Source organism: Rhodoplanes sp. P11 (assembly GCF_964266735.1).
Taxonomy (GTDB): domain Bacteria; phylum Pseudomonadota; class Alphaproteobacteria; order Rhizobiales; family Xanthobacteraceae; genus Rhodoplanes; species Rhodoplanes serenus.
The window spans coordinates 949,624-966,250 of record NZ_CAXWGY010000001.1 but is presented as its reverse complement, the minus strand read 5'-3'; the positions used below and the strand labels follow the sequence as shown (position 1 = coordinate 966,250).

Below are 16,627 nucleotides of genomic sequence, written 5' to 3'. Positions count from 1 at the left end.
TCCGCATGACCGACAGCCTGGACGTCGCGGCCTTGACGGCGTGGCTCGACCGCGCCGCCGCCGTGCTGGAGCGCGAGAAGGCCCGTCTCACCGAGCTCGACGCCGCCATTGGCGACAGCGACCACGGCGTCAACATGGCACGCGGCTTCTCGGCCGTCGCCGCCAAGCTCGCCGGAGCTCCACCGGCCGACCCGGCGGCCCTCTTCAAGACGGTCGGCATGACGCTGATCTCGACCGTCGGCGGCGCCGCCGGCCCGCTCTACGGCACGCTGTTCCTGCAAGCCGCCGGCCAGGCGACCGGCAAGCCGGCGCTCGACGCGCCGGCCCTCGCCGAATGCCTGAAGGCCGGGCTCGCCGGCATCGTCCAGCGTGGCAAGGCCGAGCCCGGCGACAAGACCATGGTGGATGCGCTTGGCCCCGCGGTCGCGGCGCTCGACGCCGCCGCCGGCGCGTCGCTGCCGCAGGCGCTCGCCGCCGCGGCGGCCGCCGCCGAGGCCGGCATGATGGCGACCATCCCGCTGGTCGCGCGAAAAGGCCGCGCCAGCTATCTGGGAGAGCGCAGCGTCGGCCATCAGGACCCCGGCGCCACCTCGTCGTTCCTGCTGCTGAAGGCGCTGGCCGACACCGCCGCCGGCTGAACAGGTGTTCTCCTCGCGGGAGTGCTCCGATTGACCGTGCCGCAGCCGCCGCGCGTCGCCCTCGTCCTCGTCTCGCACAGCCGCGCCCTCGCCGAGGCGACTGCGGTGCTGGCCCGCCAGATGACCGGCGATACGGTCGCCATCGCGATCGCGGCCGGCAGCGGGCCGGACGGCGGCGAGCTGGGCACCGACGCCACCGCCATCGTGGATGCGGTCACCGCCGTCGACGGGCCGGCCGGCACCGTGGTGCTGATGGATCTCGGCAGCGCGCTGCTGAGTGCCGACCTCGCCCGCGACCTGCTCGACCCCGAGGTCGCGGCGCGGGTGACGCTGACGGCGGCGCCGTTCGTCGAGGGCGCGGTCGCGGCGGCGGCGCTCGCCGGCACCGGGGCGCCACGCGAGGCCGTCGCCCGCGAGGCACGCGCCGCGCTCGGCCCCAAGGCGGAGCATCTCGGCGAGGCCGCAGCGACCGCCGCAGTATCGCCCGGCGCACCGTCGCCCGCCGACGCGGTCGCCGACCAGGCGAGCGCCGACCACGGACGCACGGTCGGCACCGCCGAGGCGGTGATCCGCGATCCCGCCGGCCTGCACGCCCGCCCGGCCGCCCGGCTGGTCGCCCTCGCGGCCGGCTTCTCGGCAAGCGTGACGCTCGCCGACCTCACCCGCGGCACCGGGCCGGCGCCGCTCACCAGCATGGTGGCCCTCGCGCGCCTCGGCGTGCGGGCCGGCGACCGCCTGCGCGTCGCCGCGTCCGGCCCCGACGCGGAGGCCGCCGTCGCGGCGCTCGCCGCCGCCATCGAGAGCTTCACCGGCACAGGCGACACGCCGCCCCCACTCAATCCCAAAGAGGTGACACCGTCCGGCCGCGCCATCCCGGTAACGCCGGGCGTCGCCCTCGGCCCGCTGGTGCGGCTCGACCGTGCCCTTCCGGACGTGCCGGAGCGTCGCACCGACGACCCGGCGGGCGAGACCGCGCGGCTCGCCGCTGCGATCGCCACCGCCAGGACCATGCTCGGCGTTGCGGGCCGCGGCGGCACGGCGGGCGACATCCTCGCGGTGCAGGGCGCACTGCTGGACGATCCGGCGATCGTCGGCCGCGCCGAGGCGCTGATCGGGACCGAGCGCCGCGACGCTGCTTCGGCGTGGCGAGCCGCGGTGGCGGAGGCGGCCGCCGCCTATGGGGCGCTCGACGACCCTTATCTGAAGGCCCGCGAGGCGGACGTGCGCGACATCGGCCGCGCCGTGCTGCGCCTCCTCGTTGGCGCCGCGCCGGCGGGCGCGGAGGGGTTGCGGCCCGGCGGTCCGCCGGCCGTGCTGGTGGTCGACGACCTGGCGCCGTCGGAGGCCGCCCAGCTCGATCCCGCCACCGTGCTCGGCGTGATCGACCGCCGCGGCGGCCCCACCTCGCACGCCGCCATCCTGCTGCGCGCCGCCGGCATCCCGGCGGTCGCCGGGGCGGCCGCGCTGGTGCCGGCCGCAGGTGGCACCCTGGCGGCGCTGGACGGCACCACCGGCGAGGTGTGGATCGATCCCGACGCCGCCACCCAGGCGACCCTCGCGGGGCGGCGGACAGCGTTCGCGAGCGCGCGACCAGCCGCCCCCGGCGAGCGACGCATCCGGCTCGGCGACGGCGTCGAGATCGCGCTGTGGGCCAATGTCTCCGGCGCGGCCGACGCGCGGGCCGCGCGGGCCGCAGGCGCCGCCGGGGTCGGGCTGCTGCGCACCGAGATGCTGTTCCTCGACCGCCTCGATCCCCCCTCCGAGGACGAGCAGGTGGCGGCGCTGCGCGCGATCCTCGGCGTCTTCGCCGGCTGCCCCGTGGTGGTGCGCCTGCTCGACGCCGGCGGCGACAAGCCGATCCCCTATCTCGCCATGTCGGCGGAGGCGAACCCCTATCTCGGCGTGCGCGGCATCCGCCTGCTGCTCGACCGCCCGGAGCTGCTGGAGGCCCAGATCCGCGCCGTGCTGATCGCCGGCCACGGCCACGACGTGCGCATCATGCTGCCGATGGTGACGGAGGCCGACGAGCTGGTGCGGACGCGCGCGGCGCTGGAGCGGGTGCAGGCGGCGCTGGCCGCGGCCGGCACGCCGCACGCCTGGCCGGTGCCGCTCGGCATCATGGTCGAGGTGCCGGCGTCGGCGCTGACGGCGGCGCGGCTCGCGGCCCATGCGGACTTCTTCTCGATCGGCACCAACGACCTCACCCAGTACACGCTGGCGGCCGAGCGCGGCCATCCGGACCTCGGCCGCTTCGCCGACGCGGCGCACCCGGCAGTGCTGCGGCTGATCGCCGAGGTGGTGGCGGCGGGCGCCGCCGCCGACCGTCCCGTGTCGGTGTGCGGTGAGGCGGCGGCCGATCCGCAGGTGGCGCGCCTCCTCGTCGGCCTCGGCGTCCGCACCCTGAGCATGGGAGCAGCGTCGCTGGCCGGCGTGTTTCGTGCCCTCTCGGCGGCCGACGTCCCGGCATTGGAGGCCGGCGCCCGCGCGGCGCTCGCGGCCGAGACGCCGGAAGCAGCCCGGGCGGCGATCGCCGAGGCCGCCGAGACGTGAGGCTCGTGTCCCGGGCGCAGCGCCGCAGGACGCGAAGCGTCGTGATGCGCTGACCTCGCCTGGGGCTGGGGCCCGCATCTGCGGTGCAGTACTCGCGCGATGCGCTCGCACCGCACTGCGTGCGGGACACGCGGCTGCGGAACCCGGCAGCGCTGTGCCGACAACCACGCGCCCCACAAACGCCGATGGCCGGGCTCGTCGCCCGGCCATCGATCAGATCACGTCATACGAGATCCGGCTGAATACGAGATCCGGCTGATCAATTCGGCGGTCGTTCCGGAAGCCGCGAAGCGGCTATCCGGAATCCAGCCGAGAGCTCCGAGTTTGCCGCTTTGTTCCGGGTTCGCGGTTTCCCGCGCCCCGGAATGACGGCGCACTGATCACCCGAGCACAGTATCACACGGGCATGCGGAGTCAGCTGTTCACGGTGCCGTAGTCCGGCGGCTGCCAGCGGTTCGGCGACCGATACAGGCCGGAGAGCAGCAGATCGCGGACCGACAGGATCTCCTTCGGCAGCCGGTCGTAGAGCTTGATGAACAGCTCGTCGTGGCTGAGGATCTCCTTCATCCACTCGGCCCGATCGACCGACATCACCTCCTCGAACTGCTCGTGGGTGAAGTCGCTGCCGCGCCAGTCGAGGTCCTCGTAGGTCGGCGCATAGCCGAGCGGGCCTTCCACGGCGCGGGCCGAGCCGTTGGCGCGCTCGACGATCCACTTCAGCACCCGCATGTTCTCGCCGAAGCCCGGCCACAGGAACTTGCCGTCCTTGTCCTTGCGGAACCAGTTGACGCAGAAGATGCGCGGCGGGATCGGGAACTTGCGGCCCATGTGGAACCAATGATTGAAGTAGGTCCCCATGTGGTAGCCGCAGAACGGCACCATCGCCATCGGGTCGCGGCGCACCTCGCCGATATTGCCGAAGGCGGCGGCGGTCATCTCCGAGCCCATGGTGGCGGCGGCGTAGACACCGAACGCCCAGGACAGCGGCTGATAGACCAGCGGCGTCACCGTCGAGCGGCGACCGCCGAAGATCAGCGCGCTGATCGGCACGCCCTTGGGGTCCTCCCAGGCCGGATCGATGGCCGGGTTCTGCGAGGCATGCACGGTGAAGCGGCTGTTCGGGTGGGCCGCCTTGCGGCCGCAATCCGGCGTCCACTCCTTGCCCTGCCAGTCGATGGCGTGGGCCGGCGGATCGCCGTCCATGCCCTCCCACCAGACGTCGCCGTCGTCGGTGAGCGCCACGTTCGTGAAGATGGTGTTCTTCTCGATCGTGCGCATCGCGTTGGGGTTGGTCTTGTAGTTCGTCCCCGGCGCGACGCCGAAATAGCCGGCCTCGGGATTGATGGCGTAGAGCTTGCCGTCCGACGCGGGCTTCAGCCACGCGATGTCGTCACCGATGGTGGAGACCTTCCAGCCCTCGATCTCCTTGGGCGGAATCAGCATGGCGAAGTTGGTCTTGCCGCAGGCGCTCGGGAACGCCGCCGCCACGTAGGTCTTGCGGCCCTTCGGGTCAGTGACGCCGAGGATCAGCATGTGCTCGGCCATCCAGCCCTCGTCGCGGCCGATCACCGAGGCGATGCGCAGAGCGAGACACTTCTTGCCGAGCAGCGCGTTGCCGCCGTAGCCCGAGCCGTACGACCAGATCAGCCGCTCTTCCGGGAAGTGGACGATGTACTTCACGGTCGGGTTGCACGGCCACGAGATGTCCTTCTGGCCGGGCGACAGCGGCATGCCGACGGAGTGCAGGCACGGCACGAACACGTCGCTCTCGCCGAGCGCCTCGTCGACCTGACGTCCCATGCGGGTCATCAGCTTCATGTTGACGACGACGTACGGGGAGTCGGTGATCTCGTAGCCGATATAGGAGATGTTGGAGCCGATCGGCCCCATGGAGAACGGGATCACATACATGGTGCGTCCCGTCATCGAGCCGTCGAACAGCTTGGTGAGGGTCGCCTTCATCTCCCTGGGGTCGACCCAATTGTTGGTCGGCCCGGCATCTTCTTTCTTGGTGCTGCAAATATAGGTGCGGTCTTCGACACGGGCGACGTCGCTCGGATCGGACCAGGCGAGGAAGGAGCCCGGCCGCTTCTCGGGGTTGAGACGCTTGAAGGTGCCGGCGGCCACGAGCTGCTCGCACAGGTCGTCGTACTCCTCCTGCGAGCCGTCGCACCAGTGAACGTCGGCAGGCTTGCAGAGCGCGATCATCTCGGTGACCCACGTCTTCAGCCGCGCACTTTTCACATGTGGAGGAATTTTGTTGGTCGCGAGCATGTCCCTCGTCCCTCGGTCCGTTCTTTGCTTCAAAACGTTATGGCTATACCAGCTTCGACTAGCAGTCGCCATGCGGTGGATCGCGCATTCTCTAGGTAGTTTTCCTCAGGTCACAATGGTCGAACCGCGCGGCCGACGTCGCACCGACGCAAGCCTGCCAAAGACCTTCCCGCACGGCCAATCACAACCACTTCTTCAGCTTGAAGACGACGTAGGGCACGACGGCGGCCACCACCATCAGAACGATCGCCATCGGATAGCCATAGGTGAATTCCAGCTCGGGCATGTGCCTGAAGTTCATGCCGTAGATCGACGCGACCAGCGTCGGCGGCATCAGCACCACGGCGGCGACCGAGAAAATCTTGATGATGTTGTTCTGCTCGATGGTGACCACACCCACCATGGCGTCGAGCAGGAAGGTAATCTTGTTGGACAAATAGGTAGCGTGGTCCGACAAGGACTGCACGTCGCGCTGCATGCCCTTGAGGATCGCCCGCTGATCCTTGGCCCAGCGCATCACGTCGGCCTCGTTGGCGAGATAGAGCACCAGCCGGCCTATCGAGACCAGGCACTCGCGCGCCTTGGAGGTGAGGTCGCCGGTGCGGCCGATGGCACGCAGGATGTCCTGGCTGGCGATACGGTCGCCGCCGGCCCGGTCGGGATCGAAGATGGTGCGCGAGATCGCGTCGACCTCGCTGCCGATCCGCTCGAGGATGTCGGCCGAGCGATCGATGATGGCATCGAGCAGCTCCATCAGGATCGCCTCGCCGGTGACCACGGCGGGACACTGCCGCGCCAGCCGGTTGGCCACGATGCTGAACGGGCGCGGCTCGTCCCAGCGCACCGTGATCAGCCGCCGCCCGGCCAGGATGAAGGTCACGGCCGTGGTGGTGGGATTGTCGGACTCCGACCGACACATCAGCGTCGCCGTCATGTAGCGGGCGCCGTTCTCCGCATAGAGACGGCTGGTCGGCTCGATCTCCTGCATCTCCTCGCGGCTCGGCACCGCCACCCCGATGGCGCGCTCGACCATCTTGTCCTCCGGCGGCACCGGCGACATCAGATCGATCCACACCGCGGCCTCGGGGATCTCCTCGTCGGGACCGACGACGCGCGCCTCGAGCGACGTCCCGGCGGGAATCTTGACCGTGAGCATCGGGCGCGCCTCGGCGTCTGGAGGGTCCGCCGCAGCGGCGTGCGGTAATCCACCCCGAGTCGCTCCGCTTCGCAAGCCCGCAGATCGGCGACCGGCGATGCCCGCAGGTCACGGCGACGAGGTCACGGCGGACGCGGTGGCGGCGCCGCCCGGGGCCGGCCGGCATCCGGGCCTGCGGCGGGCCATGCGGCCGGCGCGCACCACCGTCCTGCCGCCGACTGGGCCGGCAGCAGGATCGAACGTCCATCATGGAAGGCTGGATCGGACGCGGCCGGTCAGGCGAAGTGGTGGCGATCGCCCCAGCCTTCGACCCCGTCGAAGGTGTGGTCGACGATCGCGGGCGCCGGCAGGTGCTGCCAGCGCAGGGCCGCCGCGACCGCGGCGATGCCGATGCGGGCGAAGTGCTGGTCGTGGGATTGGTCGGTCGTCGTCTCGACCGCCGGGGTCCGGGCGGTATCGGTCATCGCGAACACTCCTGGCTTCCCCCGGCCGATCGCCGGGCGGGTCGCCTCTCTTGGCGCCCCGGCTCGGCGGAATTGGGTGGGAAACCGTCCGAGAGCGGGGCCTTTCGGTGCCCGTTCCGGGCCGCCGAACACCTCGTCATAAGCGCGGCGACTCTAAACGAGCCGTTAAGAGCCGAGCATGTTTTTCCGTCGGTCCAGGGTGCCGTCGAGAACATGAACAGCTTCGCCGAAGTTGCCGCAGCACGCCGTATTTTCGCCAAGATCGACGATTGTGCGGCAATCTCGCAACAGGCAGCGGCGTTCTTGCCACGCCGGCGTCCCGCGGCCTGGAAGGTCCGGCCGGATTTGGTTAAACCAGAATCGAACCTTCGCACTTTTCTTGGAACCAGGGTGGGGCCGGCGATGATTCCGAAAGCGATCGTTGTTGTCCTGGCGGGGCTGTCGCTCGGCGCCTGCGTGACGGCAACTCCGGAGCCTGCCTCCGAGGCGACTCTCAAGCCGCGCGACCGCGAGTACCTGGCCCGCGCGCCCTACGCCAAGGCGTCGATCCCGGCGCCCTATCAGCGCCACATCGTCGACTACCACCGGACCGAGGCGCCCGGCACCATCGTGGTCGATTCCGACGCGCGCTTCCTCTACTACGTGCTGCCCAACAAGAAGGCGATCCGCTACGGCGTGACGGTCGGCGAGGAGGCTCTGGCCTTCTCGGGCGTCGCCAGGGTGGGCAACATGGCCGAGTGGCCGGGCTGGACGCCGACCCCCGATATCAAGCGGCGCATGGGCGACGTGCCGAACCATGTCGAGGGCGGCCCGCACAATCCGCTCGGTGCTCGCGCCCTCTACCTGCATGCGAACGGCAAGGACACGCTGTATCGCATCCACGGCACCAACCAGCCGGAGTATATCGGCTCGGCCATCTCGTCGGGCTGCATCCGCCTGACCAACGAGGACATCATCGACCTGTACACCCGGGCCAAGGTCGGCACGCCGGTGGTGGTGCTGGCGCCGGGCGCCGGCGGACCGTCGCCGATGAGCAGTTCGCGCGTGGCTTCGGTGGGGGGAAGCTGAGGTCGCGCGACGTCCGCGCCGGGCCGGGGGGGCCTACGGCGCGATTCTCGGTCCCGCGTCGCGCCTGCGACGCGGGACTTTTTTATTGCTGAACCCGTCCTCCGAGAGCCGGCTGTTCGCCTCGGTGGTCATTCCGGGTTCGCGGCTTCGCCGCGCCCCGAAATGACGGCGAACCTCCGGGCGTGCAGGCTCACCCGTGCCGCACGGACTCCAGGGTGCGCGCCAGCGCCCGGTCGAGCCGCGCGAACAGCTCGTCGATCTCGGCGGGCGTGATGATCATCGGCGGGCAGATCGAGATCGTGTCGCTGGCGAGCGCCCGCACGATCAGCCCCTCTTCCTCGGCGAAGCGCACGCAGCGCGCCCCCACCCCGAGCTTGGGATCGAACGACCGCTTGGTCGCCTTGTCGGCGACCAGCTCGATGCCGCCCACCAGGCCGAGGCCGCGGGCATTGCCGACCAGCGGATGATCGGCGAGCCGGCGCAGGTGGGCCAGGAACTGCGGCGCCTTGGCGGCCACCTGCTCGACGATCTTCTCGCGCGCGTAGATCTCCAGCGTCTTCAGCGCCACCGCGGCGGCCACCGGATGCCCCGTATAGGTGAAGCCGTGGCCGAACACGCCGATCCGGCGGCTCGCCTCCAGGGTCGCCTCGTACATCGTCTCCGGCACCGTGACGGCGGCGATCGGCACATAGGCCGACGACAGCGCCTTGGCGACCGAGATCGAATCGGGGCGGAAGCCGAGCGCCTGGCAGCCGAAGGGGGTGCCGAGCCGGCCAAAGCCGCAGATCACCTCGTCGGAGATGACGTAGAGATCGTAGGTGTCGCACACCGCCTGGATCTTCGGGAAATAGCTCGCCGGCGGCACCACCACGCCGCCCGCCCCCATCACCGGCTCGGCGATGAAGGCCGCCACCGTCTCGGGGCCTTCGGCGAGAATCAACGCCTCCAGCTCGGCGGCGAGCCGGCTGGTGAAATCGTCCTCGCTTTCGCCGTCCTGCGCGCCGCGGTAGTAATGGGGGCAGGCAGTGCGCAGGATGCCGGGAATCGGCAGGTCGAAATCCGTGTGGTTGGCGGCGAGCCCGGTGAGCGAGGCCGAGGCCACGGTGACGCCGTGATAGGCCTTGTCGCGGGCGATGATCTTCTTCTTGGCCGGGCGCCCGAGGGCGTTGTTCATGTAGCGGACGAGCTTGACCTGGGTGTCGTTGGCCTCGGAGCCCGAGTTGCAGAAGAACACCTTGGAGGTCGGAGTCGGCGCCATGCCTTTCAGCGCCTCGGCCAGCTCGACCGCCGGATCGTGGCTCTTGCCGTTGAACAGATGCGCGAAGGACAGCTTGCGGAGCTGGGCGGTGGCCGCCTCGATCAGCTCCTCGTGGCCGTGGCCGAGCGACAGGCACCACAGGCCCGCCATGCCCTCGATGTAGTCCTTGCCGCGCGAGTCATAGACGAACACCCCTTTGCCGCGCTCCAGCATCAGCGGGCCGGTGTCACGGTGAGCGGCCAGGTTGGTATAGGGGTGCAGAACGGTTTCGATGTCGCGAACGGCTTGATTTCCAAGAACTGTCATGAGCGAAGCTTTCACGGAACGGGCAAGATGGCGGCACTCTAGAGCGAATTGCGCGTCGATCGAATCGGAATTCGCCCTCGCTCTCCCGGCGGGTCGCATCGAGGGCGGCGAGCCGATCGGTACGCCCGGTGATGCTCTGCCGGGTGACCACGGCCGATCGAGCCGGGCCTTTCCTCCACCCCTCGGCAGGGCCGTTGCCAGCCGCCGAGCGACCCTCTATCGGTGGCCCCGGCGTCGCAACGGCCGCCAGCATGGTGGTCGCACGGCGCGGCTCGGTCGCGCCGCACAGGGGTTGCGCGCCCGGAAAGGCTGAATGATGGCGCGCCGCCGGCTGGCCGAGGAACCCGTCTCCCGTTTCGCCCTGTGGGCGCGCCGGCTGGCGCTGTTCTCGCTCGCCGCGGTGCTGCTCGCCATCGTGATCGCGCGGGCGGGCCTGCTCGACACCCTGCCGGTGCTGGCGACTCTGGCGGGCGGGCTGGCGGTCGCCGTCGTCGCCATCGTGGTCGCGCTGATCGCCTTCGGGGTGATTTGGCAGACCGGCGCCCGCGGCCTCGGCCAGGCGGTCGCCGGCCTGTTCATCGGCCTCGTCCTGATCGCCTATCCGGCCTGGCTCGGATACAAGGCATCAAAGCTGCCGATGATCGCCGACATCACCACCGACGCCATCGACCCGCCGCGTTTCGAGGCGATCGCGCGGCTGCGCACCCGCCAGGCCAACCCGGTCCTCTATGCGGGCCTCTACGCGGCCGAGCAGCAGCGCACCGCCTATCCGGACATCGAGCCCCTGATGGTGACGGTGACGCCCGAGGCCGCCTACGAGGCGACCATGACGCTGGTGACCAAGCGCAAGTGGCGGGTCGTCAATGCGCGCGCGCCGCAGCCGGGTCGCCGCGACGGCTACATCGAGGCGATCGCCCAGACGCCCATCATGGCGTTCCGCGAGGACGTCGCCATCCGCATCCGCCCGGTCGGCAGCGGTGCCCGCATCGACATGCGCTCCGCCTCGCGCTACGGGCGCATCGACTTCGGCGTCAACGCCGCCCGCATCCGCACGCTGCTGGAGGAGATCGACGACCTCACCAGCGTGACCAAGCCGGAGCGCCCCGCCCCCAAGCCGGCGGCGCCCGCCAAGGGCGGTCAGGCCGCCAAGCGGTAGATGCCGTCGACCGCGGGCGGCCCGTCGGTCGCCACCACGCCGCGCGCCACCAGGTCCTCGAGATGCGCCAGCACCGAGAGCCCGGCCGCCCCGGTGAGCCGCGGATCGAGCCCGATATAGATGGCCCGCACCAGGGTCGGGATATCGGCGGCGCCCTTGCGCAGCCGGCCGAGGATCGACGCCTCGCGGCCCTCGCGGTGGCGGATGTACTGGGCCACGAAGCCCGGCGCGTCGCGCACCGCGCCGCCGTGGCCGGGCAGGTAGACGGTCTCCTCGCGGCGCGCCAGCTTGTGCAGCGACGCCATGTAGTCGCTCATGGCGCCGTCGGGCGGCGCCACCACCGAGGTGGCCCATGCCATCACGTGGTCGCCCGAGAGCAGGATGCCGGTGCCGCGCAGCGCGAAAGCGAGGTGGTTGGCGGTGTGGCCCGGCGTCGCGATCGCCTCGACCACGAAGCCGCCGGCCTCCAGGGTGTCGCGGTCGGCCAGCCGAATATCGGGGACGAAGTCGAGATCGTTGGCGGCGTCCAGCCGCGGCCCCACGCCGATGCCGAGCGCCCGCGCGGCCCGGTGCGGCCCCTCGGCGACCGTGAGGGCGCCGGTCGCCGCCTTGACGGCGGCGGCCGCCGGCGAGTGGTCGCGATGCGTGTGGGTGACCAGGACGTGGGTGACGGTCTCGCCCCGCACCGCATCGAGCAGCGCCGCGACATGGGTGGGATCGTCCGGCCCCGGATCGACGATCGCCACGCGGCCGCGGCCAAGGATGTAGCTGACGGTGCCCTTCCAGGTGAACGGGCTGGGGTTGTCGCACAAGAGCCGCCGCACCCCCGGCGCGACCTCCTCGACCTGCCCGGCCGGCAGCGCGAAACTCTTGTCGAACGCGATGTCGTTGCTGCTGCCCATCCGGTCGCTCCTTCCCACCCGCTCTCCGTCGTCGGCCCGGCCCGCGCCGGCCGTCCGCGACGGTTCCGCCCGACGTAGAGCATTTTCCGGCGAAGCGGGACCCGGTTCGCCATCGAAAACGCGACTCAGCCAAATCTCCGGCGCTCCCGGGCCGCCGATCCTCTGGGCTAAGCCTAGGTCGTTCTGGCAGGATATGGGCGTCATCGTCACCCCCGTCGATCCGGCGTCCGGGTCGTCCGTCAATCGCGGTCGCGTTCATGCCCCCCAAAACTCCGTCGCCCGCCCTCTCGGCCGGCGCCGTGCTGGTGCTCGTCGCCGGGTTCGCCGTGGTGTTCGTCGGCGGCGGTGCGCGGTTCGCCATCGGCCTCACCCTCAAGGCGGTGGTCGACGATCTCGGCTGGGGCCGGGCCGAGCTCGGGACCGCGGTGGCGCTGTTCCAGGCGGTGTCGGCCATCTGCATGTTTCTGGCCGGCCGCCTGTCGGACCGCGCCGACCCGCATCTCGTGCTCGCCGCCGGCCTCTTTGTCGCCGGGCTCGGCATCGGCGCCATGAGCGTGATGGCCGCGCCCTGGCACGCGCTGGTGCTCTATGGCGTGGTGTTCGCGGCCGGCAACGGCGCCGCCTCCCTGATCCCGGTCGGCGTGATGGTGACGCGCGCCTTCCCGCAGCGCACCGGCTTCGCCAACGCGGCCGTCACCTCCGGCATGAGCCTCGGCCAGCTCGTGATGATCGGCCTGCTCGCCGCCGTGCTGGTGGCGATCGGCTGGCGCTCGGTGTTCCTGTGGCTCGGCGCCGCGCATCTGATCCTGCTGCCGCTGGTGCTCCTCGCCATGCGGGCCGGCCGCGCCGGCGACGAGCCGCATTCGCGACGCGCCGTCCGGGGCCTGTCGCTCGGCGCCGCCGCCCGCACGCGGCCGTTCTGGGTGCTGCTCGCCGTCTACGCCATCTGCGGGCTCGACGACTTCTTCGTCTCCACCCATGTGGTCGCCTTCGCCCAGGACCGCGGGCTCGACGCCTGGCTGGCCGGCAGCCTGCTCGCCCTGATGGGACTGACCGCGCTGGTCGGCGTGATGATCGCCGGCCTGTGGAGCGACCGCGCCGGACCGCTGTGGCCGACCGCCGCCTTGTTCGTGGCGCGCCTCGCGGTGTTCGCCCTGGTCCTGGTCGACCAGTCGATCCCGTCGGTGGCGGCCTTCGCGCTGGTCTACGGCATGACCTTCATGGTCACGGCGCCGCTGACCGTGGTGTTCGTCGCCGAGCACTTCGGCAGCCGCCATCTCGGGGCGCTGACCGGGCTGATCACCATGGTGCACCACATGGCGGGCGGCTTCGGCGCCTGGCTCGGCGCCGTCACCTTCGACCGCCTCGGCGGTTACGACGCCGCCTTTGCGGTGATGCTCGCCTCGAACGTGCTGGTGCTCGCCCTGCTGCCGCTGCTGCGGCGACCGCCGGCGGACTGACCGGCGACTCTTCGCCGACTGATCCGCGGCCGCATCGGCCGCTCCGCGCGCGGCCGACTTCACGACCGACCCCACGACCGCCCCCGCGCGCTCGCGTCGCCTTTCGCAACACCCGCCCCACCGCCCCCGCCAACCGGCTCGCCCTGCGATCCCGGCATGGGAGCGTTCGCGCATGCGCAAGACGCACCGGCCGGCCCGCATTGACAGCGGCGGTCGCCTCCTCTAGCTTCAATCAACAACGCGAAAATAATTTCGCATTCCGAAAAGTCAAGAGGAAGCGCGATGGCCTCGCCCAACGGTTCCCTGACGCCGAACCCAGCCTCCCCCGCGGCGCGCCCCCGGCTCGACCCGAAGGAGGCGAAAAGCTCGGTCCAGTCCCTCGCCAAGGGGCTGCGGGTGCTGGAGGCGTTCTCGCGGGACGCCGACGAGATGACGCTGAGCGAGATCGCGGCGGCGTCCGGGCTCGACGCCGGCACCACGTTCCGCATGCTCAACACGCTGGTGTCGGCCGGCTACGTCGCCCGTATCCCGGAGAGCCGGCGGTTTCGTCTCACCCTCAAGGTGCTCGACCTCGGCTTCAACGCCATCGCCCACCAGGACCTGCGCGCCATCGCCCGGCCGCTGTTGCAGGCGCTGGTCGACGAGGTCAGCGAGGCGGCGAGCTTCGGGGTGCTGGAGGGCGGCGACGTTCTCTACATCGAGCGCGTGCGCGCCGGCTTCACCCGGCTCGGCGTCGACATCCGCATCGGCACCACCATCCCGGCCGCGGTCACCTCGATCGGCCGCGCCATCCTGGCGTTCCTGCCCGAGCACCGGCTGGAGCGCGTGCTCGCCACGCCGCCCCGGCACCCGATGCCGGCCCCGAAGGTGCCCGACCGCGCCACGCTGGAGCCGGCGCTCGCGGCGATCCGCCGCGACGGCCATGTGGTCGAGCGCTCCGCCATCACGCCCGACCTGCGCCTGCTCGCGGTGCCGGTGATCGGCCCCGACGGCTGGGCCACCGGCGCCATCAGCGTCGTGGCACCCGCCACGCAGTTCTCCGACGACGATCTCAAGAGCCGCGCCCTCGCCCCGATGCTGGCGACCGCGAACCACATCGCCCGCGCCCAGGAGGCGGTCGGCAGCACCAGCGCCATCGCACCCTGACGTCCGCTCCTCGCCTCCGTCGCCGGGCGCCCTGCCCGGCGGCACCCCACGGTCCCGCGTCCCGTTCCATCCGCCACCCGCCGCACCCCAAGAAGGAGCTCCCGATGACCACCAAGAACAAGCTCGACCTCCGCGGTCTCGTCCCCGCCCCGATCACCCCGTTCACCCGCGACGGCGCGGTCGACCACGCCGCCATCCGGCGGCTCGGCTCCTGGCTCGGCAGCTTCGCGGGCGTGAAGGGCCTCGTCGTGCTCGGCCATGCCGGCGAAGGCACCTTCCTGGACGACGACGAGCAGACCGCGGTGATCGAGAGCTTCGTCGCCTCGGTGGACGGCCGCATCCCGGTGATCGCCGGCATCACCCGCGAGGGCACCCAGGTGGCGGCCGCGGAGGCCAAGCGCGCCGTGGCGGCCGGCGCCACCGCCGGCCTGCTCTATCCGTCGCACGGCTGGCTGCGCTTCGGCTACCAGAAGGGCGCGCCGCAGGATCGCTACCGCGCCATCTACGAGGAGAGCGGCCTGCCGCTGATCCTGTTCCAGTATCCGGACGCCACCAAGGCGACCTACAATCTCGAGACCCAGCTCGACATCGCCAAGCAGCCGGGCGTCTTCGCCATGAAGAACGGCGTGCGCAACATGCGCCGCTGGGACACCGAGATCCCGGTCGTGCGCCGCGAGGTTCCCGATCTCCAGATCCTCACCTGCCACGACGAGTATCTGCTGCACACGATGTTCGACGTCGACGGCGCGCTGGTCGGCTACGGCAACATCGCCCCCGAGCTGCTGATCGCGCTGATCGAGGCCGGCAAGGCCCAGGACTATCGGCGGGCGCGCGCCCTGCACGACCGGCTGCTGCCGGTCACCAAGGCGGTCTATCACCGCGGCTCGCACATGGAGGGCACGGTGGCGCTCAAGCACGCGCTGGTGACGCGCGGCATCCTGGAGCACGCCACCATCCGGTCGCCGCTGCTGCCGCTGCCGGAGGGCGCCGACGTCGAGATCGCCGAGGCGATGCGCTCGGCCGGCCTGGTCAGCGAGGCGCCGGCCGCCATCGCGGCCTGAGGCCGATCGTACAGGCCGCAACGGCGGCCCAACCGTGCGGGCGGCGCGCCGCCGACCCGCCGAGCGGGCCGCGCGTGACGACCTGCCTGACAGCTCCGGGGCCGCCGGCGGCGGCTCCGCTCGCCCGACGGGTGACCGCAGCGGCTGCCCGTCGTCCCTCTCCCCAACGAGGACAGCATCATGCTGCACCGTCGTGAGTTCCTCGCCGCCGCGCTGGCGGTCGGCAGCGGACTCGGATCAGCGCCCGCCTTCGCCCAGAGCGACGGCTATCCCAAGCGCACCATCCGGCTGATCGTGCCGTTCGCGGCCGGCGGCGGGGTCGACGTCTTCGCCCGCCTGCTCGCCGAGAAGATCAAGGAGAAGAGCGGCGTCACCATCGTGGTGGAGAACCGCGGGGGCGCCAATGGCGCGATCGGCGGCACCGTGGTCGCCACCGCCGAGCCCGACGGCTACACGCTGCTGTTCTCGGCCATGACCCACACCATGGCCAAGCAGGTGATGAAGAGCCCGCCCTACGATCCGCTCACCGACTTCACGCCGGTGGCGCGCGTCGGCGAGGCGCCGATGCTGCTGGTGATGTCACCCAAGCTGCCCTTCACGACCATCACCGAGGTGGTGGCGGACGCCCGCAAGCAGCCCGACAAGTGGGTGTTCGCGACCGCGGCGCTCGGTGCGCCCGGACATCTGGCGACGGTGGCGTTCAACAAGCTCGCCGGCCTCAACCTCACCATCGCGCCCTATCGTGGCACGGCGCCCGGCCTCACCGACGTCGCCGCCGGCCACGTCCAGCTGATGATCGATCCGGTGCTGGCGCTGCTGCCGATGGCGCGCAGCGGCCACGTCAAGGCGCTCGCCGTCACGGCGGCGAAGCGGGCGGCGCTCGCCCCCGAGATCCCGACCGCCGCCGAGAGCGGCATGCCGGGCCTCGAGCAGGCCACCTGGTACGGCGTGTGGGGGCCGAAGAACCTGCCGGCCCCGGTGGTCGCCTGGCTCAACCAGGCCTGCAACGCCGCAGTCACCGACCTCGGGACCTCGGGCCGTCTCGCCGATCTCGGCATCGAGCCGGTGACCGGCACGCCCGAGGCGTTCGCCCGCTACATCGTCGACGACGTGCGCAAGAACTCCGAGCTGCTCAAGTCGGTGAACTTCGAGCCGGTGTGACGCACGCGCCTCCGCCACGCCCGGCCG

Annotated in this window: 13 protein-coding genes; 8 read left to right on the top strand and 5 right to left on the bottom strand. The window is 71.3% G+C overall.

Going from position 1 to position 16,627, the window contains the following annotated elements; translation table 11 throughout:
• Positions 1 to 5 precede the first annotated feature (5 nt).
• Together dhaL and ptsP are read left to right on the top strand one after the other, a co-directional pair.
• Complete coding sequence (dhaL, locus tag ACFQUV_RS04305; protein WP_129611401.1) at positions 6 to 638, top strand: dihydroxyacetone kinase subunit DhaL; 633 nt, start codon at positions 6 to 8, stop codon at positions 636 to 638.
• Positions 639 to 674: 36 nt separating this feature from the next.
• Positions 675 to 3,188 carry a phosphoenolpyruvate--protein phosphotransferase gene (ptsP, locus tag ACFQUV_RS04300; protein WP_244601753.1) on the top strand — a complete coding sequence of 838 codons (2,514 nt, stop codon included), beginning with the start codon at positions 675 to 677 and terminating at the stop codon, positions 3,186 to 3,188.
• 414 nt (positions 3,189 to 3,602) lie between these two features.
• Here the strand turns inward: ptsP and ACFQUV_RS04295 are convergent, their stop codons facing one another.
• The 3 genes from ACFQUV_RS04295 to ACFQUV_RS04285 all read right to left on the bottom strand — a co-directional run bounded on the left by ACFQUV_RS04295 (position 3,603) and on the right by ACFQUV_RS04285 (position 7,082).
• Entirely contained in the window at positions 3,603 to 5,462 is a 1,860-nt protein-coding gene (locus ACFQUV_RS04295) for a phosphoenolpyruvate carboxykinase (GTP) (RefSeq protein WP_129611400.1), read from the bottom strand.
• Positions 5,463 to 5,643: 181 nt separating this feature from the next.
• Positions 5,644 to 6,618 (bottom strand): magnesium transporter CorA family protein, encoded by a 975-nt coding sequence (locus tag ACFQUV_RS04290; protein ID WP_129611399.1) that lies wholly within the window; start codon positions 6,616 to 6,618, stop codon positions 5,644 to 5,646.
• Positions 6,619 to 6,893: 275 nt separating this feature from the next.
• Complete coding sequence (locus ACFQUV_RS04285; protein ID WP_129611398.1) at positions 6,894 to 7,082, bottom strand: hypothetical protein; 189 nt, start codon at positions 7,080 to 7,082, stop codon at positions 6,894 to 6,896.
• A gap of 402 nt (positions 7,083 to 7,484) precedes the next feature.
• On the opposite strand from ACFQUV_RS04285, the gene ACFQUV_RS04280 reads away from it, so the two are divergent.
• Positions 7,485 to 8,150, top strand: coding sequence for a L,D-transpeptidase (locus ACFQUV_RS04280; protein WP_129611413.1), 666 nt, complete (start codon positions 7,485 to 7,487; stop codon positions 8,148 to 8,150).
• 190 nt (positions 8,151 to 8,340) lie between these two features.
• Here ACFQUV_RS04280 and ACFQUV_RS04275 read toward each other — a convergent pair whose 3' ends face one another.
• Entirely contained in the window at positions 8,341 to 9,714 is a 1,374-nt protein-coding gene (locus ACFQUV_RS04275) for an aminotransferase (protein WP_129611397.1), read from the bottom strand.
• Positions 9,715 to 10,030: 316 nt separating this feature from the next.
• Between ACFQUV_RS04275 and ACFQUV_RS04270 the strand changes: the two genes are divergently transcribed.
• On the top strand, positions 10,031 to 10,870 hold the full coding sequence (locus ACFQUV_RS04270) for a DUF1499 domain-containing protein (RefSeq protein WP_111386194.1): 840 nt from the start codon (positions 10,031 to 10,033) through the stop codon (positions 10,868 to 10,870).
• Here the strand turns inward: ACFQUV_RS04270 and ACFQUV_RS04265 are convergent.
• A complete protein-coding gene (locus ACFQUV_RS04265; protein ID WP_129611396.1) occupies positions 10,852 to 11,772 on the bottom strand; it encodes an MBL fold metallo-hydrolase in 921 nt (306 codons plus the stop codon). The genes ACFQUV_RS04270 and ACFQUV_RS04265 overlap by 19 nt on opposite strands.
• Before the next feature lie 257 nt (positions 11,773 to 12,029).
• Between ACFQUV_RS04265 and ACFQUV_RS04260 the strand changes: the two genes are divergently transcribed.
• The 4 genes from ACFQUV_RS04260 to ACFQUV_RS04245 all read left to right on the top strand — a co-directional run bounded on the left by ACFQUV_RS04260 (position 12,030) and on the right by ACFQUV_RS04245 (position 16,600).
• On the top strand, positions 12,030 to 13,232 hold the full coding sequence (locus ACFQUV_RS04260) for an MFS transporter (protein ID WP_129611395.1): 1,203 nt from the start codon (positions 12,030 to 12,032) through the stop codon (positions 13,230 to 13,232).
• A gap of 282 nt (positions 13,233 to 13,514) precedes the next feature.
• Complete coding sequence (locus tag ACFQUV_RS04255; RefSeq protein ID WP_129610603.1) at positions 13,515 to 14,378, top strand: IclR family transcriptional regulator; 864 nt, start codon at positions 13,515 to 13,517, stop codon at positions 14,376 to 14,378.
• A gap of 104 nt (positions 14,379 to 14,482) precedes the next feature.
• Positions 14,483 to 15,439: a dihydrodipicolinate synthase family protein gene (locus tag ACFQUV_RS04250; protein ID WP_129610602.1), complete on the top strand. Its 957-nt coding sequence runs from the start codon at positions 14,483 to 14,485 to the stop codon at positions 15,437 to 15,439.
• Between the two features lie 180 nt (positions 15,440 to 15,619).
• Positions 15,620 to 16,600, top strand: coding sequence for a tripartite tricarboxylate transporter substrate binding protein (locus tag ACFQUV_RS04245; RefSeq protein WP_129610601.1), 981 nt, complete (start codon positions 15,620 to 15,622; stop codon positions 16,598 to 16,600).
• The last annotated feature ends 27 nt before the right edge of the window (positions 16,601 to 16,627 follow it).